The sequence below is a fragment of the Bradyrhizobium tropiciagri genome (genome assembly GCF_018130545.1).
Taxonomy (GTDB): domain Bacteria; phylum Pseudomonadota; class Alphaproteobacteria; order Rhizobiales; family Xanthobacteraceae; genus Bradyrhizobium; species Bradyrhizobium tropiciagri_A.
Genome location: NZ_JAFCKF010000001.1, coordinates 1,007,079 through 1,031,840 on the forward strand (window position 1 = coordinate 1,007,079; position 24,762 = coordinate 1,031,840).

Here is a 24,762-nt window from a genome sequence, read left to right on the forward strand (position 1 = left end):
AACAACCTTTCCTTGGGCGTTTCTTCTCTAGACTTGAACTTGTTATCCGGCGGCGACCGCTGCCGTTTCCTGATCGGGATTGAGCACGCCGCCGAAGATCAAGGCTTCCATGTGCTTGATGTATTCGCGGCAGACCTCGTCGGTGACCGGACCGACGCCGACCGCGCGCGACATCGCGTGGCGGCCGAAGAACAGGTGATCGCAGGCGCCGATCAGGCTGGTGTAGAACAGCACCGGATCGATCTTGCGGAATTCGCCGGCCTTGATGCCTTCGGCGAGCAGGCGGCGGTGAAAATCCAGCAGCGGCGCGACGAAGAATTTCGACACTTCGTTGGCGGCGGCCGGCGAGCTCTCATGCAGGAGATAATGGATCAGCCGGTTCATATAGGGGAACTGGTGATAGGCACGGATGATGCCGCCGATATGCAGCCGCAGCTTCGCCGACGGCGAGATCGGCTGGCTGATCAGATATTCGAGCTGCGACATCTCGGTGGCGGCGTCGCGCGCCAAGAGCGCCAGCAACAGCCCGTCCTTGTTGCCGAAATGATATTTCACCAGCGCGGCGTTGACGCCCGACTTCTGCGCGATGTCGGACAGCGAGACCTCGATCGAGGCGCGCTCGATCATCAGCTCGCTGGCTGCGACCAATAGCTTGTCGGCGGTGGCATTTTTGCCGGCCTGAAGTTTCGTCGGTACGCTGGTATTCAACTGCGCTCTGGTCCCGCTCTGTTTTGGGGCTCGACGGTAAATCGAGGCCGCACATAAGCCCATGGCGGGGCTGCACTCAAGAGTTAATTGATTGATTGACTAAATGCTGAGCCGCCCCTTAAATCTGGCCCAACATACAAACCCCAATCCAGAAACATCAGGGAGATCAGACATGGCCGAGGCCTATATCGTCGCCGCCGCTCGCACCGCGGGCGGCCGCAAGGGAGGGCGTCTCGCCGGCTGGCATCCGGCCGATCTCGCCGCCACCGTGCTCGATGCACTGGTCGAACGGTCGGGTGCCGACCCGGCGCAGGTCGAGGACGTCATCATGGGCTGTGTGATGCAGACCGGCGAACAATCCACCAATATCGCGCGCAATGCCGTGATGGCCTCGAAGCTGCCGGAGAGCGTGCCCGCGACCTCGATCGACCGCCAGTGCGGCTCCTCGCAGCAGGCGCTGCACTTCGCGGCGCAGGCCGTGATGTCTGGCACCATGGACTGCGTGATCGCGGCCGGCGTGGAATCGATGACTCGCGTGCCGATGGGCCTCGCCTCCTCGCTGCCCGCCAAGAACGGCTTCGGCCACTACAAGAGCCCGGGCATCGAGGCGAAATATCCCAACATCGTCTTCAGCCAGTTCACCGGCGCGGAGATGATGGCCGAGAAGTACGGCCTGTCGAAAGATGAGCTCGACGAATATTCCTACAACAGCCATCAGCGCGCGATCGCGGCAACGCAAGCCGGTCGCTTCAAGGACGAGATCGTGCCGGTGCAAATCACCCGCGCCGACGGCTCGACCGACACCCACCACATCGACGAAGGCATTCGTTTCGACGCCAGCCTCGACGGCATCAAGGGCGTCAAGCTGATCGCCGAGAACGGCAAGCTGACCGCCGCCAGCGCCAGCCAGATCTGCGACGGCGCCTCCGGCGTCATGGTCGTCAACGAGAAGGGCCTCAAGGCGCTCGGCGTCAAGCCGATGGCGCGCATCCATCACCTCACCATGATCGGCGGCGACCCCGTGATCATGCTGGAAGCGCCGCTGCCGGCAACCCAGCGCGCGCTGCAGAAGGCCGGCATGAAAATCGACGACATCGACCTGTTCGAGGTCAACGAGGCGTTCGCCTCGGTGCCGACCGCGTGGCTGAAGACCACCGGCGCCGATCCGGCCCGGCTCAACGTCAATGGCGGCGCGATCGCGCTCGGCCATCCGCTCGGCGGCAGCGGCACCAAGCTGATGACGACGCTGCTGCATGCGCTGAAGCAGCGCAACAAGCGCTATGGCCTGCAGACCATGTGCGAAGGCGGCGGCATGGCCAACGTGACGATTGTCGAGCGGCTGTAAGGGGCGCTTGACCTTTAGGATGTGTTTGAGAGGCCGCAAGAGCCTCCGTACAAAGGGTGTCGTCCCGGCCTTGAGCCGGGACCCATAACCACAGGTCGATGTGGTTATGGCGAGCTGAGGCCCCAGCTCATTTCAATAAATAAGATCGGTGGTTATGGGTCCCTGCTCCCGTGCGCAATTGCGCACTAGGCAGGGACGACCACCCTGTTTGAGGAAACATCTTTGACCCATCCGTCGATCCACGCGCGTAACCATCCGAACAAGATCGCCTATCAGATGGCGGCGTCCGGCAAGGCGATCACCTATCGCGAGCTCGACGAGCTCTCGAACCAGGGCGCACACCTGTTCCGCTCGCTCGGCCTGAAGCCAGGCGACCACATCGCGCTGTTGATGGAAAACCGTCTCGCCTTCATGGAGATCTGCTGGGCCGCGCAACGCTCGGGGCTCTATTACACCGCGATCAGCCGCTATCTGACCGAAGAGGAAATCGCCTACATCATCAGGGACTGCGGAGCCAAGGTGTTCATCACCACCCCGCAATGCGCCGATAAGGTGAAAGGCCTGATCAAGGGCGAGCCGGGCGAGCCGCTGTTCTACATGATGGACGAGCCGGCACCGGGCTTCCGCTCCTATGACAAGGAAGCCGCCGCGCAGCCGACCACGCCCGTCGCCGACGAGGTGGCCGGCTACGACATGCTGTATTCCTCCGGCACCACCGGCCGGCCCAAGGGCATCAAGAAGGAGTTCGAGGGCAACCGGATCGACGTGCCGAACCCGTTCCTGCGGATTCTCACCGCCGACATGTGCGGCATGAACGCCGACTCCATCTACCTGTCGCCGGCGCCGCTCTATCACGCGGCTCCCCTGCGCTTCAACATGATGGCGACGGTGCTGGGCGGCACCTCCGTCATCATGGAGCATTTCGACGCCGAGGATTTTCTGAAGCAGGTCGAGACGCACAAGGTGACGCAGTCGCAGCTGGTGCCGACCATGTTCGTGCGCATGCTGAAGCTGCCCGACGAGGTGCGCGCCCGCTACAACGTCTCGTCGCTGAAGGGCGCGATCCACGCCGCGGCGCCCTGCCCGGTCGACGTCAAAGCCAAGATGATCGACTGGTGGGGCCCGATCCTGATCGAGTATTACGCGGGCTCCGAAGGCAACGGCGTCACGGTCTCGACCTCGCAGCAATGGCTGACCCATCGCGGCACGGTCGGCCGCGCCGTGGTCGGCAAGGTCAAGATCCTCGACGAGAACGAGGCGGAGGCGCCGACGGGGCAGATCGGCCAGGTCTATTTCGCCGACGCGCCTGTGTTCAGCTATCACAATGATCCCGAGAAGACGAAGAAGGCCTACAACGCCAAGGGCTGGTCGACGCTTGGCGACGTCGGCTATCTCGACGAAGAAGGCTTCCTCTATCTGACCGACCGCAAGAGCTACATGATCATCTCCGGCGGCGTGAACATCTACCCGCAGGAGACCGAGGACGTGCTGATCACGCATCCCGCGGTCTCCGATGTCGCGGTGTTCGGCGTGCCGAACGAGGAGATGGGCGAGGAGGTCAAGGCCGTGGTGCAGCCGCACGACATCACCAGGGCCGGCAAGGCGCTCGAGGCCGAACTGATCGCGTTCTGCCGCCAGCACTTGTCGCCGATCAAATGCCCGAAAAGCATCGATTTCGAACAGGAGCTGCCGCGAACGCCGACCGGGAAGCTCGTGAAGCGGCATCTGCGCGACAAATATTGGCCGAAGGCTCCGGCGAAGGTGTGATTCCTCTTATCCTCCCCTGGAGGGGTCGAGACGAGCGAAGCTCGCTCTGGGATCGGTTCGCATGAAATGCGAACCGAGGTGGGGTGAAGGTCTCTCATATCGGGCGCTGCCCGGGTGGAGAGATCACCCCACCCCGCCTCACATCTCGCTTCGCTCGCTGTGAGCCGACCCTCCCCCTCCAGGGGAGGGCTAAGCGCGCGAGCTCACCTCGTCCAACAAATCCAATCTGACCTACAAATCCGCGGCCGGCTCGCACGCCGCAGAAGCCGCAGCGCGCAAATGGAGTTGGCCGTGCTTGCCATTGGCCGTGGTGGTCCACTGCGCATCGATCTGCTGAAGATCGTCCGACAGCTTGCCGCGATGGCTGCCCTCGGTCTCGAACGTCCCATTGCCGTCGGGCGAGCGCTCAAAAATCTCGACCTCGAGATCGGACAGCCGGATGAACATCTCCACACCGATCTTCGTCACCACACGCCCAGCTTCATATGAGCCGCAGCCGCGCGCTTCCGCATTCTGCTCGTTCAGCGCCTTGACCTTATCGAAGGTGATGACGACGTTCTGCACCGTGGTATCGCCGTCCCACAGGAATTCGCCGATATAGGCGCGCGGCAGTTTTTCGGTGAGCTCCTTGATGTCGGCCGCACGGGCCGCAGACATCAGTAACAGGCCAGCGGCCACGATCATCACGCCGAGACGCGACATCCAGCCGGTCAGCTCTGCAATCCTCGCGTGACGCATGCGGTATGCATCCCCTGGGCAAAGTTGCTATCGTGAATCAATGGCCGCCAGCATACAGCAAAATACGCTGGTTGTGCGGCGATGCCCAACAGGTGATCTCAGATGGAAACGCTCCCCGACGTCCCGCTCCCTTCCACAATCCGCTCGCGTTATGTCGACGAGATCAACGGCCTGCGCATGCATGTGCTCGAAGCCGGCTTCGAAACATCAGGCCGTCCCTGCCTGTTGCTGCTGCACGGCTTTCCCGAACTGGCATTTTCCTGGCGCAAGGTGATGCCGAAGCTCGCTGCTTCCGGCTATCACGTGATTGCGCCAGACCAGCGCGGCTATGGCCGCACCACGGGCTGGAGCGCTGATTACGACGGCGACCTCGCATCGTTCCGGCTGCCTAACCTGGTGCGCGATGCGCTCGGGCTGGTCGCAGCGTTCGGCTACACCCATGTCGATGCGGTGATCGGGCATGATTTCGGCTCGTCGGTCGCGGCATGGTGCGCACTGATCCGGCCCGACGTGTTCCGTGCGGTGGTGATGATGAGCGCCCCGTTCTCGGGCCCGCCGTCGTTGCCGTTCAACACTGCGAACGGGCCGGCGAAGCAAGCGGGCGAAGACCCCGTACATCGCGAGCTCGCCGCACTGCCGCGACCGCGCAAGCACTACCAGTGGTACTATTCGACGCGTCCTGCCAATGACGACATGCACCGCGCACCACAGGGCGTGCACGACTTCCTCCGCGCCTACTATCATCACAAGAGCGCAGACTGGAAAGACAACAAGCCGTATCCGCTGCAATCCTGGTCCGCGGGCGAGTTGGCAAAGCTGCCGACCTACTACGTGATGGATCTCGCCAAGAACATGGCTGCGACCGTGGCCGAGGAGATGCCGTCACGCGAGGCGATCGCCGCCAATCTTTGGCTGCCGGATCGCGAGCTCGCCTATTACAGCGCCGAATATCAGCGCACGGGATTCCAGGGCGGGCTGCAATGGTACCGCTGCGGGACGTCCGGCGCGTTCACGCCGGAATTGCAGACCTGGAGCGGCCGCAGCATCGACCAGCCGTCGGCGTTCATCTCGGGCAAACAGGATTGGGGCACCCATCAGCGACCGGGCGTGTTCGAGGCGATGCAGACCAAAGCCTGCACCAACATGATCGGCTGCCACCTGGTCGATGGCGCCGGCCATTGGGTGCAGCAGGAACAGCCGGACGAGGTGAGCCGGCTGCTGCTTCAGTTCCTCGCGCGTGCGACGCAATAAGAGCGGACGCAAGATGACATGTTCCGGACATTTCAAGGAACATTCCATGGAACCCAGCGTTGCGCTCAGCCGGTCCTTTGTCCGGCGGCCTGACCTGGAGGAGGACTATGGAAAAGAAGATTGCCGGACTGTTGGGCGCGGTCGCGTCGCTCGGTGCGCTCGGAACGGTGCAAGCCGCACCGGCGCCTGCGCCGACCGACGTATTGCGGGCGAATTCCTACGCAGAACTGCTGGAGCCGATCTCGAACGCTTCGGCGAAGCTGCAAGCGCTTGACGAGACGGCGTCGCCGCAGGCACGCGAGAACGTGCAGCTCGCGCAGTTCTACCATCATCATCACCACCACCATCACCATCATCACGGTTACTATCGCGGCCATGATCGCGGCTACGGGCCTCCCGTCATCGTGGTGCCGCGCTATCGGCGATATCATCACCATCATCACCACCACCATCATCACCACAGCTTCTATCGACGCGACTACTGAGCGTCGACCGACGTGCGATACGACAACGGGGCCCGCAGGCCCCGTTGTTTTGGTTCAAAATTCTGTGCAACTCAGTCGCCGCGCGCCTTCTCCTTCGCCGCGCGGTGGAGATGGCGATAGGTGCCGTCGAACACCGTGTCGGTCGACGATGTCCATTCCGTGCCGGAGGCCAGTTTCGGCCGGCTGCTGTAGATGCGGCGCGCCTGCAGCTCGCGTTCGGCGGCCTCCTCCTCGCCCATTGGCTCAAGCTGAAAGTTCGCCTCCTCCGGGATCACGATGATCTGCGCGAACGGCTCGTTCGGCCGGAAGATGTGCGTGCGGCCTTCGGCCGGCGCCTTGAACACGCAGAAGAACATCATCGGCCACCAATTGCGGATCAGCGCCGGAACGGCGATCGGCACAGTGTCGGTGCGGTCGGTGTAAAAGCGCGGATGCGGCTCGGTGCGGACCGCCATGCCCGGTTCGACCTTGAGGTCGAGCAGGATCTGGTAGGTGTAGAACGTCGTGCCGAAGTTGCGGAACGGAGGCCACTGCACGCCGCTGTCTGGCGGCGCGCCCCAATCCGCATCGAGATGCAGCTGACCATCCCGCGTGGTGACGTGCAGTTCGAAGTCGTACGGGTAGAACAGCTCGATGCCGTATTGCGCGCCCTCCGAGAACGGCACGCAATGCCAGACCTGCTCGCGCGAGCCGTCGGCGCGCGGCTCGCGCTGACCCGCCCAGCCCGGAATCTCCAGCTTGGTCCGCCGCGGCGCCAGGCGCGGATCGTTCAGGCGATATTTGACCGTGCTCATGGAGTCCCCTGCTGATCAGCACCGGAACTCGAACGGGTGTGGCGCCGCCCGGTTCCCTTCATCGTGATCACAAACGGTGCTGGCGCGCGGCCTACCGGCTTGACCTCGGCAGGAGGGATTAATATTAGAATTATTCTAATTCTAAATTGGGTAAAGAAGGCGTTGCCGTGAAGAATTTCGCCGATCTGACCGAGCGCGAAGTGCTCGCGGTCGCGATTGCCTCCGAGGAGGAGGACAGCCGGATCTATATGTCCTTCGCCGAGGACCTCGCCGGCCGCTATCCCGATACCGCGAAGATCTTCGAGGAGATGGCCGAAGAGGAGCGCGGCCATCGCCACCGGCTGCTCGAAACCTACGAGCAGCGCTTTGGTCCGCATCTGCCGCCGATCCGGCGCGAGGACGTCAAAGGCTTTCTGCGCCGGCGCCCGATCTGGTTGACCAAGAACCTGCCGCTCGACACCATCCGCAAGGAAGTCGAGACCATGGAGCTGGAGGCCGAACGCTTCTATGCCAAGGCAGCCGAGAAGGCCGAGGATACCGGCGTACGCCGGCTGCTCGGCGATCTCGCCGAGGAGGAGAAGGGTCACGAGAAACTCGCGGTCAAGCTGACCGGCGAGATCCTCAAGCCCGACGTGCGCGCGGAGGAAGACCGCACGCGGCGAAGGATGTTCGTGCTGCAATATGTGCAGCCGGGTCTCGCCGGATTGATGGACGGCTCGGTCTCGACATTGGCGCCGCTGTTCGCCGCCGCCTTCGCCACCCATCACAATTGGCAGACCTTCCTGGTCGGCCTCGCCGCCTCGATCGGCGCCGGCATCAGCATGGGCTTTGCCGAGGCGCTGTCCGACGACGGCTCGCTGACCGGGCGCGGCTCGCCCTGGCTGCGCGGCATCACCTGCGGCTTGATGACGACACTCGGCGGCCTCGGCCACACCATTCCCTATCTGGTGCCCGATGCCTGGCCGAACGCCTTCTGGATCGCGACCGCGATCGCCGGCATCGTGGTGTTCTTCGAATTGTGGGCGATCGCTTTCATCCGCTCGCGCTACATGGACACGCCGTTCCTGCAGGCAGTGTTCCAGATCGTGCTGGGCGGCGCGATCGTACTCGCAGTCGGCATCTTGATCGGCGCGGCGTAGCAATTCCAATCAAGCATGGCGGCGGTGCCACGGTTACAGCGCTTGCGGGCGGCAGCCAAACTGCCCATCATCGCGCCAACAACCAGAACCGGGAGCACGCCGTGGCCAAATCGCAATACAGTTTCAAGACCGCCGTCGAACTGTCCGAGGCGCTGCGTAACAAGCAGGTCTCCGCCGTCGAGCTCGCGGAAGATGTGATCGGCCGCATCGAGCGCCATGACGGCAAGGTCAACGCGGTCTGCGTGCGCGATTTCGAGCGTGGCCTTGCGGCGGCCCGCGCCGCGGATGCGGCAATCGCGCGCGGCGAGCACAGACCGCTGCTCGGCATTCCCATGACGGTGAAGGAATCCTTCAACGTCGCGGGATTGCCGACCACCTGGGGCTTCCCCCCGCACAAGGATTTCGTGCCGACTGAGGACGCGCTCGCGATCACACGGGTGAAAGACGCCGGCGGCGTGATCCTCGGCAAGACCAACGTGCCGGTCGCCCTCGCCGACTGGCAGAGCTACAACGATATCTACGGCACCACCAACAATCCCTACGACCTCGGCCGCACGCCGGGCGGCTCTTCGGGCGGATCGTCCGCCGCGCTCGCTGCGGGCTATGGCGCGCTTTCGCTCGGCTCGGACATCGGCGGCTCGCTGCGCGTGCCGGGTTTCCACTGCGGCGTCTATGCACACAAGCCGACCTACGATCTGCTGGCGTCTCGCGGCCACACTGCACCGCCGGCGCCGCCCATCATCTATGAGCGCGACCTCGCGGTGATCGGCCCGATGGCACGCGGCGCAGCCGACCTGGCGCTGCTGCTCGACGTGATGGCCGGTCCCGATCCGCTCGATGTCGGCAAGGCCTACAAGCTCGACCTGCCGGCGGCACGGCATACCAACCTGAAGGATTTCCGCATCCTCGTTATCGACACCGATCCGGTGCTGCCGACCGACAGAGCGGTTCGCGGCAGCATCGACAAGCTCGCCAGCAATCTCGACAAGGCCGGCGCGAAGGTGTCGCGTTCGAGCCCGCTGCTGCCGGATTTCGCGGCGTCCACGCGGCTCTACATGCGGATGCTGCTGTCGTTCCTCGCGGCGAGCTTCCCGCCGGAGGTCTATGCCGGCGCCTGCGCAGCAGCAGCCGCGCTGCCGGCTGACAACACCAGCCTACAGGCCGAACGGCTGCGCGGCATCGCGCTCAGCCATCGCGACTGGGTGCAGGCGACCTACGCCCGCTCGCGGCTGCGCGCGCAATGGCGCGAGCTGTTCAAATCGTTCGACGCGGTAATCTGCCCGATCATGCCAACGCCGGCCTATCCGCACGATCATGCGCCCGATCAGGAGCAACGGCGGATCCTGATCGACGGTGTGCCGCATATCTACACCGACCAACTTGCCTGGCCCGGCATCGCGACGTTGCCCGGCCTGCCCTCGACCGCGATCCCGACCGGCTTCGCGCCCGACGGATTGCCGGTCGGCGTGCAGATCGTCGGCCCGTCGCTCGAGGACCGCACGCCGTTGAAGCTCGCCGAGCTGATCGAGCGCGAGTTCGGCGGGTTCGTGCCGCCGAAGATGTTTGACGACTAGGTGAATGCTGCCGTTATTGCGGATCAATGACGCGCGCCTAACTCTATCACCGTCACCCCCGCGCAACGGCTTTGCCGTTGTCGCTGGAGGAGGCCGCGAAGCGGCCGTCTCGAAGGGTCGACAGCTGTGGCCGTGCATCCTTCGAGGCTCGCAGGAGCTCGCACCTCCAGCGACAAAGGCAAAGCCTTTTGCGCGGGGATGACGGTATGAACAGCATTGCTACGGCGCTCCCGTAGCAATGACAAACAACAGAACCGGGGAGAAAACCAATGAGCAAGGATCTCGAAGAACTCACAAAGCTCAACAAGGACTACGTCGACTCGGTTCAGAACTGCGACGTCAAACGTTTCGATGAAATCCTGGCGCAGGACTTCTACGCCACCAATCCCGACAAGAGCCTGGTCGACCGCGCTGCTTTCCTGAAACAGACGGCGATCCCGGTGAAGATCAAGGGGTTGAAAGCCGAGGACGTCAAAATTCGCATCCTCGGCGATTTCGCCATCATCCACGCCCGCACCAGCTATCTCAACGCCGACGGCGAGCAGGCCTATGGCCGCTACACCGATTGCTGGGCGCGGCAGAACGGGAAATGGCTCGCGGTGTCCGCGCACGTGGCGCGGTAGTTTGAACCGTCATTGCCGGGCTTGACCCGGCAATCCATCGTCTTGGATAGACTCACTTGAGGATGGATGCCCGGGTCAAGCCCGGGCATGACGAGTAGTGCAGTGCGTCGCCTCAGCTATCGAACATGATCACGCTGCGCAGCGTCTTGCCGGCTTTCATATTGGCAAAGCCCTCGTTGATCTCGGAGAGCTTCAGCTTGGCCGAGATCCAGTCCTCCAGATGCAGCTTGCCGCGCATGTAGAAGTCGACGAGACGCGGCATGTCGACGCGGAAATGGTTCGAGCCCATCGACGAGCCCTGGATGCGGCGCTCGCGCAGGAAGTCGAAACCGTGCAGCTCGATCTTCTGGCCGAACGGGATCATGCCGACGATGGTCGCAGTGCCGCCCGCCGCCAGCATGGCGAAGGCCTGCTCGGCGGTTTCCTTGCGGCCGAGCACCTCGAAGGAATGATGCACGCCGCCTCCGGTGAGCTCGCGCACCTGCTGCACAACGTCGCCGCGGGAGGGATCGACGATGTCGGTGGCACCGAGTTTTGTGGCGAGTTGCAGCTTGGCCGGATTGGTGTCGATCGCGATGATGCGGCCGGCGCCGGCGATCTGCGCGCCGTTGATCGCGGCCATGCCGACGCCGCCGCAGCCGATCACGGCCACGGTCTCGCCGGCGGTGACCTTCGCGGTGTTCACCACGGCGCCATAGCCGGTGATGACGCCGCAGCCGATCAGCGCGGCGAGATCGAGCGGCATCTCCTTCTTGATCTTCACGATGGCGTTCTCGTGCACCAGCATCTGCTCGGCGAACGACGACAGGTTGAGAAACTGGTTCAGCTTCTCCTTCCTGCCCCAGGACAGCCGATTGGACGCGCCGGGCAGCATCTTCACCGTGGTGTCGGTGCACAGCACGGTGCGGCCGGTGGTGCAATTGTCGCAGGTGCCGCAGAACACGGAGAGACACGTCACGACGTGGTCGCCGGGCTTCACATAGTTGACGTCGGAGCCGACCTTCTCGACCACGCCGGCCGATTCATGGCCGAGCACGGCGGGCAGCGGATGCGGATAAAGGCCTTCCATGAAGTGCAGATCGGAATGGCAGAGGCCTGCGACCGCGGTGCGGATCAGGACCTCGCGCGGCCCCGGATTGGGCACGCTGACATCCTCGATCACCAGCGGCTGATTGACTTCATGCAGGACGGCGGCCTTCATCGGGGTCTCCCTTGACGTTTTTGTTTGTTTGAAAAGTTCGCTCGCACGCAGCCTACGCTGCGACGAGCAATTCGCCAACCTCGGCCATGCCGACGGCGTGATCGCCGAGCAGATGTTCGGTCATCCTGCGTTGAACGGTATTTTCCGCAAGCCGGAACGGATCGCCGGGCATCACGCGGTGATCGATCACCATCCGCGACAGCAGCAAGCGGCGTGCGTCGCCGCGCATCTCGTGGATGCGCCCGCCTTCCCACGCCAGCGCGACTGCGCTTGCGACATGATAGAGCAGGCTGGTGGCGCGCCGCGCATCGCCCTCATTGTCGATGCGGCCGGCGACCTCGCGCGCAAACGCGATCGCGCGGTCGCTGAGATCGCGCAGCCGGCTGCGCCAGGCCTCGGGCACATTCGGGCTGTCATCGAGCCGCGCGTGCAGATCGGCAGCGAGCGCGTTGTCGGCACCGTGGCGTCCGACCGCGCGCTTCAGCGCATCGATCGCGACGATGTTGCCGGTGCCTTCCCAGATCGAACCGAGATGCGCATCGCGCAGCAGCCGCGGCGTGACGAATTCCTCGATGTAGCCGATGCCGCCGCGCATCTCCATCGCATCGCCGCAGACCTTGCGGGCGTCGCGGGTGGCGCGAAATTTCAGGGTCGGCGTCAGGATGCGCAGCAGCGCTGCGGCATCCTGGCTGCCGGCCTCGGCGCGGTCGAGCGCATCAGCGGTCAGGAAGCTCATCGACAGCGCCTGCTCAGTCGGCAGCATGATCTTCATCAGCTGGCGCCGCGCCAGCGGCAAATCGATGATGCGCTGGCCGAAGACGACGCGGCCGCGCGCAACCGTAATCGCATCATGCCAGGCGCGGCGCATCAGCGCGGTCGACTTCACGCCATTGGAGAGCCGCGACGAGTTCACCATCTCGGCCATCTGCACGAAGCCGCGGTCGAGCTTGCCGACGGCATAGGCGATCGCGCCATCGAACTTGATTTCGCCCGAGGCCATCGAGCGGGTGCCGAGCTTGTCTTTCAAGCGCACGATCCGGTAGTGGTTCTGCGAGCCGTCGTCTAGGAAGCGTGGCATCAGGAACAGGCCGACGCCTTTGGTACCCGGCCCCGCGCCCTCGGGGCGCGCCAGCAGCATCACCACCTTGGCATCGGCGTTCGAGCAGAACCACTTCTCGCCATAGAGCCGCCAGCGGTCGCCCTCCTGCACGGCGCGCGTGGTCAGCGTGCCGACATCGGAGCCGCCTTCCTTCTCGGTCATGAACTGGCCGCCCTGCGTCAGTCTGCTCATGTCGGTCTGGGTCAGGCCGTCCAGATATTTCGCCTTCAACGCCTCGCTACCGAAATTTGCCAGCAACTTTGCGCAGCCGTCGGTGACGTTGATCGGGCAGCCCATGCCGAATTCGGTCTGGTTGAACAGGAAGGTGAAGGCGTGTTTTGCAACGACAGGATATTTGTCGGGCCAGCCCATGATGCCTTTGCGCAGCGACAGCGCGTGAATGCCGAACTCGCCGAACGCGGCCTTCTCGATCTCGCGATAGGCCGGATGGTATTCGATTGTTTGCACGTCGCGGCCGAACTTGTCGCGCTGGTGCAGCACCGGCGTATGCCGGTCGGCGAGCCGCGCGCATTCGTCGAGAGTGCCGCCGGCCAATCCGCCGAGTCGGTCGAGATGCGGCTCGATGTGACGGAACAACGCCTCAGGCAGATGCAGCTTCAGAATATCCGTCAGCGCCGGATCGGCCCGGTAGAAATTCATTCCGGTGGTGTCGGGCGCCAACAGGCCCGGCTGGCTGGTGGACGAGGTTTTCGGACCCTGCTTGTGCGGCTGCATTGAATTCCCGGCTGCGGTGCTCATTTGTTTGGGCACGACTATCCTCCTCCGGCCGAGCAAAGGAAAGCCCAATGGATATTCCAAAATACAAGATCGCTCTGATCGTCGGTGCCGGCGCGGGCCTCAGCGCCTCGCTGACACGGCTATTTTCGCGGGAGGGAATTCGCGTGGCACTGGGCGCCCGCAGCATCGAGAAGCTCGGCGCGCTCTGCACCGAAACCGGCGCGAAGGCCTATGCCTGCGACACCACCAAGGCCGAGGATGTCGAACGTCTCTTTGGTCTGGTCGAACGCGAGATCGGAACACCTGATCTCGTGGTCTACAATGCCAGTGGCCGCAGCCGCGGGCCGTTCGTTGAACTCGTGCCTTCAGAGGTCGAGCAGGCGATCGCGGTCTCCGCGTTCGGCGGCTTCCTGGTGGCGCAGGAGGCGGCGAAGCGCATGCTCCCCAACAAGAAGGGCGCGATCCTGTTCACCGGCGCCTCCGCCAGCGTCAAGGGCTATGCGCAATCGGCGCCGTTCGCGATGGGCAAGTTCGCGCTGCGCGGCCTGGCGCAAAGCATGGCGCGCGAATTGTCGCCACAGGGTATCCACGTCGCGCATTTCGTGATCGACGGCGGCATCCGCAGCGCCGCCCGCACCGAATCTGCCGACAAGCCGGACTCGATGCTCGATCCGGACGCGATTGCGTTGAGCTACTGGAACGTGCTGCAACAGCCGCGCAGCGCCTGGACCTGGGAGCTGGAACTGCGGCCCTGGGTTGAGAAATTTTGAGATGACGGAGATCATGTAAGCGGCGTAACGTTCAGTAAGACTGTAGAGTGGGCAAAGGTGCCGCAACGCCGTGCCCACCATCGGCACTCTGATCGCGAGGGTGGGCACGCTTCGCTTTGCCCACCCGACGAAGCCAAGAAGCAAGCAGCATGGGGAGCGAAATGACCGCTGACATCAAGATCGAGACCGGCACCGACGAACTGCTCTGCGTGATCCGCGACCGCGTCGCCGTCATCACGCTGAACCGCCCGGACGCCCGCAACTCGCTGTCGGACACGCTGACGCCGGCGCTGCGCACCATGATCCGGACCTGCGGCGAGAACCCCGAGGTCGGCGTGCTGCTCGTCACTGGCGCCGGCAAGGCGTTCTGCGCCGGCGGCAACGTCAAGGGCATGGGCGCGCATCGCGACCCGAAGAAGCTCGAAATGTCTTATGAGGACAAGGTCGCGGATTTGCAGGAACGGCAGCGTCTGCTCACCGGCGCGCTCGCCTCGGTGCGCAAGCCGACCATTGCAGCACTTCCCGGCCCCGCGGTCGGCGCCGGGCTTGCGATCGCGATGGCCTGCGACATCAGGATCGCGGCGCAATCAGCCTTCATCTCGACCGGCTATTTGCGCGTGGCGCTGAGCGGCGATTACGGCATGGCCTGGCTGCTGACACGCCTGGTCGGCACCTCGCGCGCCCGCGAATTGATGTTCACCTCGGAGAAGGTCGACGCCACCAGATGCGAGCAGATCGGCCTCGTCAACCGCGTGGTGCCGGACGAGACGCTGCACGACGAAGCCTTTGCGCTGGCGAAGTCGATCGCCGAGGGCCCGACGCTGGCGCTGCGCTACATGAAGGACAATCTCGACGAAGCGCTGCAGTTCGACTTCGCCACCGCGCGCGACCACGAGGCCGAGCGGCTGATCCGCCTCACCACGACCGCCGATCACAAGGAGGCGGTGCAGGCCTTCATCGAGAAGCGCAAGCCGGTGTTTCGGGGGAATTGAACGGAAGCTCGCGCTGCCTTGTGATTGCCGGGCTTGCCGCCTTCGCGAATGCTTCGGCGCGCCTAAGACCGTTAGCCTCGTCGAAGCCTTGGCGTAGACGTGACCCGGCAATCCATCGAGGAAGGATGCGCTTTCGCTTGATGGATGCGCGGGTCAAGCCCGCGCATGACGATCCCGTAACACGGATGGAGCGCGCGAAAAGTCCACAAACGCCCGCAGCGCGGCCGGCAATTGGCGACGGCTCGGATAATAGAGAAAAAAGCCCGGATAGGCCGGACACCAGTCCGCCAGCACACGCACCAGCTTCTTTTTCGCGATCAACGCCTCGACCTGCGCCTCGAACACGTAAGCGAGCCCTGCTCCGTCGAGCGCGGCATCGACCATCAGATCCTGGTCGTTCAGCGTCAGCGGACCCGCGACATCGATATCGACCTCGATGCCGCCGCGCTCGAACTCCCAGCGATAGATCGCGCCGGAGGTGAAGCGATAGCGGATGCAGGGCAGGCCTTTCAGGTCGTGCGGCGTAACCGGCGGCTTATGGGTCTTGAAATAGCCCGTCGAGCCGACCACGGCAAAGCGATGCCGCGGCCCGATCGGGACTGCGATCATGTCGGCGGCAATGGTCTCGCCGAAGCGCACGCCGGCATCGAAGCCCGCAGCGACCATGTCGATCAGCGCGTCATTGATCATGATCTCGACGCTGACATCGGGAAACGCCTTCAGGAAGCGCGTGACGATCGGCAGCAGCACCAGCTGCGCCGACTGGCGCGCCGCGGTGAAACGCAGCATGCCAGCGGGACGCCCGCGCAAATTGTTGAGGTCCTCCAGCGCGTCATCGATGTCGCGGAACGCCGGGCTGATCCGCGCGAACAGAAGCTCGCCGGCCTCGGTCAGCGCCACGCTGCGGGTGGTGCGGTTGACGAGGCGCAGATCGAGCCGCTCCTCGATGTTACGCAGCGCATGCGACAGCGCCGACGCCGTGACGCCAAGCTCGGTCGCCGCCGCGCGAAAGCTCCTGTGGCGGGCGATGGCGAGGAAGGTGGCGAGGTCGGAGGGATCGATCCGCATTGATGAATTCTGCTCAGTAGCTTGTGTATCTTATAGCGGGTTATCTCATCTATTGCGAGACGCTATTCCTTGCCCATCAGCCCGGCAGCACGCCGGGCCTGCCAGGAAAGGGCAAGATCATGCGTGTCTGGTTCATCACAGGAGCTTCGAGGGGATTTGGCGCTCTGATCGCGGAAGCCGCGCTCAAGGCAGGTGATGCGGTGGTTGCCACCGCCCGGGATCCCGCAACCGTCACGGCACGGCTCGGCCAGCACGAGCGGCTGCTGGCCACCCGGCTCGACGTCACCAGCGAGACCGAGGCCCACGCTGCGGCCGGCGAAGCGGTCAAGACATTCGGCCGCATCGATATCCTGCTCAACAATGCCGGCTACGGCCTGCTCGGCGCGATCGAGGAAGCCAACGCTGAGGAAACCCAGCGCCTGTTCGGCACCAATGTGTTCGGCCTGCTCGGCGTCACCCGCGCCGTGCTACCGCATATGCGCCGGCAGCGCGCCGGCCACATCATCAACATCTCCTCGGTCGGCGGCTACACCGGCTATCCCGGCTGGGGCGTCTACGGCGCGACCAAGTTTGCGGTGGAAGGCATCAGCGAGGCGCTGGCCGCCGAAGTCGCGCCGCTCGGCATCAAGGTGACGGTGGTCGAGCCCGGCTTCTTCCGCACCGATTTCCTCGACGATGCTTCGCTGTCGCGCACCGCGCATCAGATCGAAGATTATCATGCGAGCGTCGGCAAGACCCGCGCCGCTGCCGTCGACTTCAACCACGGCCAGCGCGGCGACCCGCGCAAGCTTGCGGGTGCGATGCTCAAGCTCGTCAACGCGGAGACCCCGCCGCTGCGGTTGCCGCTCGGCAGCGACACGGTGGAGCGGATCGAGGCGAAGAACGCGTTTGTCGCGAACGAACTCGCGGATTGGCGCGCGGTTGCGACATCGACGGATTTTGCAGAGTGATCGCGGCGCCGCTCGCTCCTCTCTGCCTCTCCCACGAGGGGAGAGGCAGCGGAGCAAGCTGTAACGATAGCGAGATCAAAAAGAAAAGGGCCCGGTTCTGGAGGGGCCAGAACCGGGCCTAGTCAGTCAAACCGCAAGCGAGGACATCGCGGCCAAGCGGGAAATGGCGGCAAGCCGCCAGCTGGCACAGGGAATGTCTTGCGGTTCGACGTGGATCTCCTTGGCAAAGCGCACCAGCTTCCAGTCGCCGGGGCTTGCAGCGAAAGCGTAGTCCGACTTGCGGGCGAGGCCGATCATCGCCGCATTCGACCGCAGCGTATCGCCGAAGATGCGCTCGGCTCCAAAGGACGCCGCGCGGCATTCGAGATTCTTCAGCAGCGCCTTGCCAATGCCGTGGCCCTGCCACCGGTCATCGATCGACAGGCCGAACTCGACGCTCGACGTATCGGCATGGAAAGCGTAGCGGGCTTCGCCGACGATGGTCTCAAAACCATCGACCAGCATCGTCGCGACCACCGTGAACCGGTCAGCCTCGCCGACATGGATGAAACGCTCGAGCTCAGTCTTCGGCAGCTCGCTCAGTGCGCCCAGAAAGCGGTTGTAACGAGATGCCGCGGAGAGCGAGCGGATGTAGTTCTGCAGCTCCTCGCGGTCGCGCGGCTCGACGAAGCGCACCTTGATCTCGCTGCCGCTCTTGGCGCGCAGCACGTCAGAGTATTGCTTGAGATCGTCGAGACGCAGCGCCGTCATGACACGCTCCCCGGGTGAAGAAATTGGCCGGCGCCCCTCGATCGAGGCGGCGCCGGCGACGGCGGCCCATCAGGCCCGCCAGAACGGCTTCTCGGTCTCGAAAACGATGTCGCTGCGGGACATGCCGATGTCGTGCAGGTCGCGCTCGGTCCACTGCGACAGTTCGCGGCGGCGCTCGTAGCGGTCCCACCACACATGCAGGGTCTCGCCGACCTGGTGCATAAGGCCCGGCGTATGATGATTTGTCATCGATTCATGGGTGAAAATGGACATTTGCGGCTCCTATCGGTAACCTGTTGGCGGTAATATCTGCGCCATTCGGCCTGTTCACAAACGACACTTTGTACCGTTTCGCATGAATTAAAGTCATGCATTGGAGGCAAATCAGGGATGACCAGCCGGCTGCCTTCGCTGAACGGCCTCAGGGCTTTTGAGGCCGCCGCGCGGCACATGAGCTTCACGCTGGCGGCGTCCGAACTGAACGTGACGCAGACCGCGATCAGCCATCAGATCAGACGACTCGAGGAGGAACTCGGCGTCCGCCTGTTCATCCGCCAGAACCGCTCCCTGAGCCTGACGCCGGAGGCTACCGAATACCTTCCCGGCGTCCGCGCCGCCTTCAACGACCTGAGACTCGCGACCGATCGCCTGCTGCGGCGGGACGACGATCACGTGCTGACGGTCTCGACCTTGGCATCACTCGCAGCGAAATGGCTGCTGCCTCGGCTGTCGGCATTCCAGGAGGCACATTCCGGTATCGACGTCCGCATCACCACCTCGACCAGCCTGGTCGACTTCCAGCGCGACAAGGTCGACGCGGCGATCCGCTATGGCCGCGGCCAATGGGCGGGCCTGCGCGCCGACTGGTTGATGGCGGACGAGCTGTTTCCGGTATGCAGCCCGTCGCTGCTGCAGGGAAACAAGCCACTCAAATGCCCCGAGGATCTCAGGGATCACGTGCTGCTGCACACCAGCAACGCCAATAGCGACGATTGGCGGCTGTGGCTGACCGCGGCGGGATTGCCGACCGATATCTCCAAACAGCCGGGCGTGACCTTCGACCTGCTGTTCGTGACGATCCAGGCCGCGATCGACGGCATCGGCATTGCGATGGGTCGCACCTCCTATGTGCAGGACGACGTCGCCAAGGGCCGCCTTGTGGTTCCCTTCAAGATCGCCCTGCCGGCCGATGCGGGCTTCTATCTGGTCTCGCCACAGGGACGCGCCGATTCACCCAAACTCTCGGCGTTCCGATCCTGGCTTGGCGCTACCGCGCATACGACGCCTTGATGCGGCGCACGCAGCTCTTGGTTTTGAAGCGTTTTCTTCACGCGAACCGGCCTCCACTTCGCTCGAAAACGCTCTCGCCTACGGCTTTTTTCCGATAGCAGCGGCGCGATTTCGGGTTGGTCGCGCCGGACGGCCGTGCCAAATTGCCGCATATGGCAGTTAACTGCCTTGGCCGGCGAGGCAATTTGCGCCGGCCGTTTTGCCACGGGGAGGAAAGGGCGTTATGTCGCAGTCGAGTTCATCGCAAGTCCCGCAAATCAAATCGCGCCTCGGCGCCATTCTGCGCGCGACCAGCGGCAATTTCCTCGAGCAGTTCGATTTCTTCCTGTTCGGCTTCTATGCGCCCCTGATCGCCAAGGCCTTCTTTCCCTCCGAGAACGAGACCGCCGCACTGCTCAACGCGTTCGGCGTGTTCTGGCTCGGCGCCCTGATGCGCCCGGTCGGCGCGATCGTGCTTGGCGCCTATATCGACCGCATCGGCCGCCGCCAGGGCCTGATCGTGACGCTCGCAATCATGGCGGTCGGCACCGTGGTGATCGCGATTTGCCCGACCTATGCGTCGATCGGCATTGCCGCGCCGATCATCGTGCTGCTCGCACGCCTGCTGCAGGGCTTCTCCGCCGGCGTCGAGCTCGGCGGCGTCTCGGTTTATCTCGCTGAAATCGCTACGCCCGGCAATCGTGGATTCTACACCTCGTTCCAGTCGGCCAGCCAGCAGGTGGCGATTTTCGTCGCCTCGATCCTCGGCTACATCCTGAACGAGAGCATGCCGGCCGCAACCGTTGCGGCCTGGGGTTGGCGCATTCCGTTCTTCGTCGGCTGCATGATCATTCCGGTGATCTTCTTCCTGCGCCGTACGCTGGAGGAAACCCCGGCATTCCTGGCGATGAAGAAGCATCCAACCGCAAGCGAGGTGTTTGCGTCGGCGATTGCCAACTGGCGCATCGTCATCCTCGGAATGATGATCGCCGTGCTGACCACCACCACGTTCTACTTCGTCACCGTCTACACGCCGACCTTCGGCAAGACCGTGCTGAAGCTCTCGACCCACGATGCACTGCTGGTGACGCTGCTGGTGGCGGTGACCAACTTCATCTGGAATCCGGTCGGCGGCGCGCTGTCCGACCGGGTTGGCCGCAAGCCGGTGCTGCTCGCGATCGCCGGCCTGTCGCTGGTGACGGCCTATCCGGCGCTGCACTGGCTGGTCACCAATCCTACGTTCGGAAAGATGCTCGCGGTCGAGATGATGTTCTCGTTCTATTTCGGCGTCTACAGCGGCACCATGCTGGGCTGCCTGGTCGAGATCGTGCCGGCGCATGTCCGCACCACGTGCTTCTCGCTGGCCTTTGCGCTGGCGGCCGGACTGTTCGGCACCTTCACGCCGTTCGCCTCGACCTGGCTGATCCAGCACACCGGCGACAAGGCCTCGCCCGGCTACTGGCTGATGTGCGCCGCGGTCCTCGGCATCGTCGCAGCGCTGATCGTCTATCGTGGCGGCCAGACCATCGAACAGCGCGAGACCGTCGCAGCCTGATATCGCGCATGCAATCGGGGCAGGCCGATGGCCTGTCCCGGCATGTTGCTTTCCATGCCAACAACGATAACAAGAGCGCATGGTTGATCTGACGCGCAGGTTCGACGTCTTGGTGATCGGCGGCGGCAACGCCGCGCTTTGCGCTGCGATCAGCGCACGGCGCGCCGGCGCCTCCGTGCTGGTGCTGGAAGGCGCCCCGAAATTCTACCGCGGCGGCAACACTCGCCACACCCGCAATATGCGCTGCGCCCATGACGCAGCGACCGAGATCCTTACCGGTCCCTATACCGAGGAGGAGTTCTGGAAGGATTTGCTGCTGGTGACCGGCGGCCAGACCGACGAGGAACTGGCCCGCTTCATGATCCACGAGTCCAAGGACATCCTGAACTGGATCGTCGAGCAAGGCGTGCGCTGGCAGCCCTCGCTCGGCGGCACGCTGAGCCTCGGCCGCACCAACTCGTTCTTCCTCGGCGGCGGCCGCGCGATGCTGAATGCGCTCTATCGCACCGCCGAGGAGCTCGGCGTCGACATCCTCTACGATGCCGAAGTGATCGACCTCAACATCGAGGACGGCATGTTCCTCTCGGCGCAGCTGAAGCAGCCGGTCGGCGGCCGGACCGAAGTGCGCGCCTCGACGCTGGTCGCGGCGGCCGGCGGCTTCGAGGCCAATATCGAGTGGCTGAAGGAGTATTGGGGCGAGGCCGCCGACAATTTCCTGATCCGCGGCACGCCCTTTAATCGCGGCGCGATCCTGAAAATGCTGCTGGCCAAGGGCGTGCAGGAGATCGGCGATCCGACGCAATGCCATGCGGTAGCGATCGACGCCCGCGCGCCGAAATTCGACGGCGGCATCATCACCCGCCACGACTCGGTCGTGTTCGGCATCGTCGTCAACAAGCATGCCGCACGCTTCTACGACGAGGGCGAGGACATCTGGCCGAAACGCTACGCGATCTGGGGCCGCCTGGTCGCCGCCCAGCCGGACCAGATCGCCTACATCATCTTCGACTCCACCGTCGTAACCAGCTTCATGCCGACGTTGTTTCCGCCGATCGCGGGCGCGACCATTGCCGAACTCGCCGGCAAGCTCGAGCTCGATGCCACCGCGCTGGAAAAGACCATCACCGACTTCAACGCCGCGGTGCAGCCGGGGACGTTCGACCACACCATCCTCGACGACTGCCGAACCGAAGGCATCACGCCGGCGAAGACCCATTGGGCGCGCAGGATCGAGACGCCGCCCTATCTCGCCTATCCGGTACGACCCGGTATCACCTTCACCTATCTCGGCACCCGCGTGAACAAGCAGTCGCGGATGCTGATGAAGGACGGCAGGCCATCCGCCAACATGTTCGCCGCCGGCGAGATCATGGCCGGCAACGTGCTCGGCAAGGGCTACGCCGCCGGCATCGGCATGACCATCGGCAGCGTGTTCGGCCGCGTCGCCGGGCGGGAAGCGGCAAAGAATGCGCGGAACTGAACCGAGCGCGCTTCGGGAGGAGCGATGTCACGTCTTGCGATGTTCGCCGCAGCCGCTGCGCTGATGGCATCGACCACGGGCCACGCCGCCGAGCCGATCGCCCTGCGCGACATGGGCTCGTTCCATGTCGGCGGCCGCTTGGTCGAGATCACGGGCAAGCCGGTCAAGGACGTCACCTTCACGCCCGGCGGCGTGCCCGCCAAAGTCGACCCGAACGGCACCTATCAGGTCGAGCAGATGTACGTGCAGTACTTCCTGCCGCAAAACGAGAAGGGCGCCTATCCGCTGCTGCTGTGGCACGGCGGCGGCCTGACCGGCGTCACCTACGAGACGACGCCGGACGGCCGCGAAGGCTGGCTCAACTATTTCCTCCGCAAGGGCTGGAGCGTCTACAATTCGGACGCGGTCGAGCGCGGCCGTGCCGGCTGGGCGCAATACCCTGACATCTTCAAGGGCGAGCCGGTGTTTCTCACCACGTCGAATCCGTTCCAACGGTTTCGCATCGGCGACGGTCCGGACTCCTACGATCCGGATCCGGCCAAGCGCAAGCTGATGCCAGGCAGCCAGTTCCCGAACGAGGGCTACGAGAACTTCGTCAAGCAGAACGTGCCGCGCTGGACCACCACTGACGATGCGACGATCGCGGCCTACATTGCCGAGATCGACCGGGTCGGTCCCTGCATCATCCTGTTCCACAGCCAGGCCGGCACATTCGGCTTCAAGGTCGCGCAGGCGCGGCCCGACAAGGTCAAGGCGCTGATCGCGATCGAGCCGGCCGGCGTCGGCGATCCCGCCAAGGTCGACGCGTTGAAGAACATCCCGACGCTGATGGTGTATGGCGACTATATCGAGCGCGACACGCGCTGGCCGAAGATCCGCGCCACCGGTGGCGCCTTCGCCGACGCCATTCGCGCGGCAGGCGGCAGCGTCGATGTGGTCGATCTGCCCAAGGTCGGGATCAAGGGCAATTCGCACATGATGATGATGGACAAGAACAATGCCGAGGTCGCCGGCCTGATCCAGACATGGCTGGAAGGCAAGGGACTGACGAAGAAGTAGCGTAGCGTTTTCAGGCGAAGTGGGAACCGGTTCGCGTCAAGACAACGCGTCAAGAGAGTAGAGAGCGATGCACGGGACGAGGACATTGCAGGAAGCCGACCGTCTGATGACGGTGTGCAATTCCTGCCGCTATTGCGAGGGCCTGTGCGCGGTGTTTCCCGCGATGGAGATGCGCCGCGCCTTCTCCGACGGCGACCTCAACTATCTCGCCAACCTCTGCCATTCCTGCGGTGCCTGCTACACCGACTGCCAGTTCTCGCCGCCGCACGAATTCAACGTCAATGTGCCGAAGACGCTCGCGGTGGCGCGCGCAGAATCCTATGCCGCCTATGCTTGGCCGCGCGCCTTTGCCGGCGCGTTCGCGCGCAACGGCCTCGTCATCAGCCTGATCGCGGCGCTGAGCGTCGCCGCCTTCATCTTCGGCTTTGCCGCGATCAACGACCGCGGCGTGCTCACCGGCATCCACACCGGGCCCGGTGCGTTCTACAAACTGATGCCGCACAATGCGATGGCGCTGTTGTTCGGCCTGGCCCTGCTCTACGCCATCCTGGCGCTGGTGATGGGCGTGCGCGCGTTCTGGCGCGATATCGGCGAGCCCGTCGGCATGACAACGGATGCGAAATCGCTGTTGCAGGCGGTCCGCGATGCCGGCGAGCTGCGCTATCTCGACGGCGGCGGCGTCGGCTGCTTCAACGAGGACGATCATCCGACCGACCGCCGCAAGCTGTATCACCATTTCACGTTCTACGGCTTCCTGCTGTGTTTCGCCGCGACCTGCGTCGGCACGCTGTATCACTACCTGCTGGCGCGCGAGGCGCCCTATGCGTGGTGGGACCTGCCGGTGGTGCTCGGCACGCTCGGCGGCATCGGCCTCGTGGTCGGCCCGATCGGGCTGCTCAGCGAGAAATGGAAGCGCGACCGTGTGCTGGTCGATGAGCAGGCCATGGGCATGGACACGGCGTTTATCCTGATGCTGTTCCTGACCAGCATCACCGGCCTTGCCCTGCTGCTGTGGCGCGAGACCGCCGCGATGGGCCCGCTGCTGGCGCTGCATCTCGGCGTGGTGTTCGCGTTGTTCATCACCATGCCCTACGGAAAATTCGTGCACGGCATCTACCGCTTCGTCGCCCTGGTGCGCTATGCGCGCGAACGGCGGATGATGGCGCAGGGGAAAGCGGAGTAGCAACAGCGTAAAGTGGGCAAAGACGCGGAGCGTCGTGCCCACCATTCGCGCCGTGCTCATGAGGGTGGGCACGCTGACGCTTTGCCTACCCTTGAACTGCCAGCCTTCGTCATTGCGAGCGAAGCGAAGCAATCCATCCTACGGCATATGCGGAGGCATGGATTGCTTCGTCGCTATCGCTCCTCGCAATGACGGGGCCCAAGCTTCACAAGCTCTCAGGGTGA

At 64.1% G+C, this 24,762-nt stretch carries 23 protein-coding genes; 15 read left to right on the forward strand and 8 right to left on the reverse strand.

Annotated elements, in window-relative coordinates; translation table 11 throughout:
- Positions 1-42 precede the first annotated feature (42 nt).
- Positions 43-771 carry a TetR family transcriptional regulator gene (locus JQ616_RS04930; RefSeq protein WP_433995945.1) on the reverse strand — a complete coding sequence of 243 codons (729 nt, stop codon included), beginning with the start codon at positions 769-771 and terminating at the stop codon, positions 43-45.
- Positions 772-880: 109 nt separating this feature from the next.
- Between JQ616_RS04930 and JQ616_RS04935 the strand changes: the two genes are divergently transcribed.
- Both JQ616_RS04935 and JQ616_RS04940 read left to right on the forward strand, forming a co-directional pair.
- Entirely contained in the window at positions 881-2,053 is a 1,173-nt protein-coding gene (locus JQ616_RS04935) for an acetyl-CoA C-acetyltransferase (protein ID WP_212012641.1), read from the forward strand.
- A 222-nt stretch (positions 2,054-2,275) separates the two neighbouring features.
- On the forward strand, positions 2,276-3,820 hold the full coding sequence (locus tag JQ616_RS04940; RefSeq protein ID WP_212012642.1) for an acyl-CoA synthetase: 1,545 nt from the start codon (positions 2,276-2,278) through the stop codon (positions 3,818-3,820).
- 231 nt (positions 3,821-4,051) lie between these two features.
- Here the strand turns inward: JQ616_RS04940 and JQ616_RS04945 are convergent, their stop codons facing one another.
- Positions 4,052-4,558 (reverse strand): hypothetical protein, encoded by a 507-nt coding sequence (locus tag JQ616_RS04945; RefSeq protein ID WP_212012643.1) that lies wholly within the window; start codon positions 4,556-4,558, stop codon positions 4,052-4,054.
- Between the two features lie 102 nt (positions 4,559-4,660).
- Here JQ616_RS04945 and JQ616_RS04950 point away from each other — a divergent pair, with 102 nt between their 5' ends.
- Both JQ616_RS04950 and JQ616_RS04955 read left to right on the forward strand, forming a co-directional pair.
- Positions 4,661-5,809 carry an alpha/beta hydrolase gene (locus tag JQ616_RS04950; protein ID WP_212012645.1) on the forward strand — a complete coding sequence of 383 codons (1,149 nt, stop codon included), beginning with the start codon at positions 4,661-4,663 and terminating at the stop codon, positions 5,807-5,809.
- 107 nt (positions 5,810-5,916) lie between these two features.
- Complete coding sequence (locus JQ616_RS04955; protein ID WP_212012647.1) at positions 5,917-6,294, forward strand: hypothetical protein; 378 nt, start codon at positions 5,917-5,919, stop codon at positions 6,292-6,294.
- Between the two features lie 71 nt (positions 6,295-6,365).
- Here the strand turns inward: JQ616_RS04955 and JQ616_RS04960 are convergent, their stop codons facing one another.
- The gene (locus JQ616_RS04960; RefSeq protein ID WP_212012649.1) at positions 6,366-7,088 is read right to left on the reverse strand and encodes a DUF6065 family protein; all 723 of its coding nucleotides are present in this window, start codon (positions 7,086-7,088) and stop codon (positions 6,366-6,368) included.
- A gap of 167 nt (positions 7,089-7,255) precedes the next feature.
- On the opposite strand from JQ616_RS04960, the gene mbfA reads away from it, so the two are divergent.
- The 3 genes from mbfA (at position 7,256) to JQ616_RS04975 (ending at position 10,424) form a co-directional block, all read left to right on the forward strand.
- On the forward strand, positions 7,256-8,227 hold the full coding sequence (mbfA, locus tag JQ616_RS04965; RefSeq protein WP_212012651.1) for an iron exporter MbfA: 972 nt from the start codon (positions 7,256-7,258) through the stop codon (positions 8,225-8,227).
- A 101-nt stretch (positions 8,228-8,328) separates the two neighbouring features.
- Positions 8,329-9,801, forward strand: a complete 1,473-nt coding sequence (locus JQ616_RS04970) for an amidase (RefSeq protein ID WP_212012653.1) — start codon at positions 8,329-8,331, stop codon at positions 9,799-9,801.
- Between the two features lie 269 nt (positions 9,802-10,070).
- Entirely contained in the window at positions 10,071-10,424 is a 354-nt protein-coding gene (locus tag JQ616_RS04975) for a nuclear transport factor 2 family protein (protein ID WP_212012655.1), read from the forward strand.
- 112 nt (positions 10,425-10,536) lie between these two features.
- Here JQ616_RS04975 and JQ616_RS04980 read toward each other — a convergent pair whose 3' ends face one another.
- Together JQ616_RS04980 and JQ616_RS04985 are read right to left on the reverse strand one after the other, a co-directional pair.
- A complete protein-coding gene (locus JQ616_RS04980) occupies positions 10,537-11,625 on the reverse strand; it encodes a Zn-dependent alcohol dehydrogenase (RefSeq protein ID WP_212012657.1) in 1,089 nt (362 codons plus the stop codon).
- A 52-nt stretch (positions 11,626-11,677) separates the two neighbouring features.
- On the reverse strand, positions 11,678-13,459 hold the full coding sequence (locus JQ616_RS04985) for an acyl-CoA dehydrogenase family protein (RefSeq protein ID WP_212013145.1): 1,782 nt from the start codon (positions 13,457-13,459) through the stop codon (positions 11,678-11,680).
- Positions 13,460-13,530: 71 nt separating this feature from the next.
- Here JQ616_RS04985 and JQ616_RS04990 point away from each other — a divergent pair, with 71 nt between their 5' ends.
- Both JQ616_RS04990 and JQ616_RS04995 read left to right on the forward strand, forming a co-directional pair.
- Positions 13,531-14,232, forward strand: coding sequence for an SDR family NAD(P)-dependent oxidoreductase (locus JQ616_RS04990; protein ID WP_212012660.1), 702 nt, complete (start codon positions 13,531-13,533; stop codon positions 14,230-14,232).
- A gap of 161 nt (positions 14,233-14,393) precedes the next feature.
- Entirely contained in the window at positions 14,394-15,224 is an 831-nt protein-coding gene (locus tag JQ616_RS04995; protein ID WP_212012662.1) for an enoyl-CoA hydratase, read from the forward strand.
- Between the two features lie 153 nt (positions 15,225-15,377).
- Here the strand turns inward: JQ616_RS04995 and JQ616_RS05000 are convergent, their stop codons facing one another.
- Positions 15,378-16,292 carry a LysR family transcriptional regulator gene (locus JQ616_RS05000; protein WP_212012663.1) on the reverse strand — a complete coding sequence of 305 codons (915 nt, stop codon included), beginning with the start codon at positions 16,290-16,292 and terminating at the stop codon, positions 15,378-15,380.
- A gap of 119 nt (positions 16,293-16,411) precedes the next feature.
- Between JQ616_RS05000 and JQ616_RS05005 the strand changes: the two genes are divergently transcribed.
- Entirely contained in the window at positions 16,412-17,242 is an 831-nt protein-coding gene (locus JQ616_RS05005) for an oxidoreductase (protein ID WP_212012665.1), read from the forward strand.
- A gap of 126 nt (positions 17,243-17,368) precedes the next feature.
- On the opposite strand, the gene JQ616_RS05010 is transcribed toward JQ616_RS05005, so the two are convergent.
- Positions 17,369-17,992, reverse strand: a complete 624-nt coding sequence (locus tag JQ616_RS05010) for a GNAT family N-acetyltransferase (protein WP_212012667.1) — start codon at positions 17,990-17,992, stop codon at positions 17,369-17,371.
- Between the two features lie 69 nt (positions 17,993-18,061).
- Complete coding sequence (locus JQ616_RS05015; RefSeq protein ID WP_212012669.1) at positions 18,062-18,265, reverse strand: DUF1127 domain-containing protein; 204 nt, start codon at positions 18,263-18,265, stop codon at positions 18,062-18,064.
- Positions 18,266-18,382: 117 nt separating this feature from the next.
- Between JQ616_RS05015 and JQ616_RS05020 the strand changes: the two genes are divergently transcribed.
- The 5 genes from JQ616_RS05020 (at position 18,383) to tcuB (ending at position 24,538) form a co-directional block, all read left to right on the forward strand.
- Positions 18,383-19,282, forward strand: coding sequence for a transcriptional regulator GcvA (locus JQ616_RS05020; RefSeq protein WP_212012670.1), 900 nt, complete (start codon positions 18,383-18,385; stop codon positions 19,280-19,282).
- Positions 19,283-19,505: 223 nt separating this feature from the next.
- Positions 19,506-20,816 (forward strand): MFS transporter, encoded by a 1,311-nt coding sequence (locus tag JQ616_RS05025; RefSeq protein WP_212012671.1) that lies wholly within the window; start codon positions 19,506-19,508, stop codon positions 20,814-20,816.
- A 79-nt stretch (positions 20,817-20,895) separates the two neighbouring features.
- The gene (gene tcuA, locus JQ616_RS05030; RefSeq protein ID WP_212012672.1) at positions 20,896-22,296 is read left to right on the forward strand and encodes an FAD-dependent tricarballylate dehydrogenase TcuA; all 1,401 of its coding nucleotides are present in this window, start codon (positions 20,896-20,898) and stop codon (positions 22,294-22,296) included.
- A gap of 24 nt (positions 22,297-22,320) precedes the next feature.
- The gene (locus JQ616_RS05035; RefSeq protein WP_212012673.1) at positions 22,321-23,355 is read left to right on the forward strand and encodes an esterase; all 1,035 of its coding nucleotides are present in this window, start codon (positions 22,321-22,323) and stop codon (positions 23,353-23,355) included.
- A gap of 67 nt (positions 23,356-23,422) precedes the next feature.
- Positions 23,423-24,538 (forward strand): tricarballylate utilization 4Fe-4S protein TcuB, encoded by a 1,116-nt coding sequence (gene tcuB, locus JQ616_RS05040; protein WP_212012674.1) that lies wholly within the window; start codon positions 23,423-23,425, stop codon positions 24,536-24,538.
- The last annotated feature ends 224 nt before the right edge of the window (positions 24,539-24,762 follow it).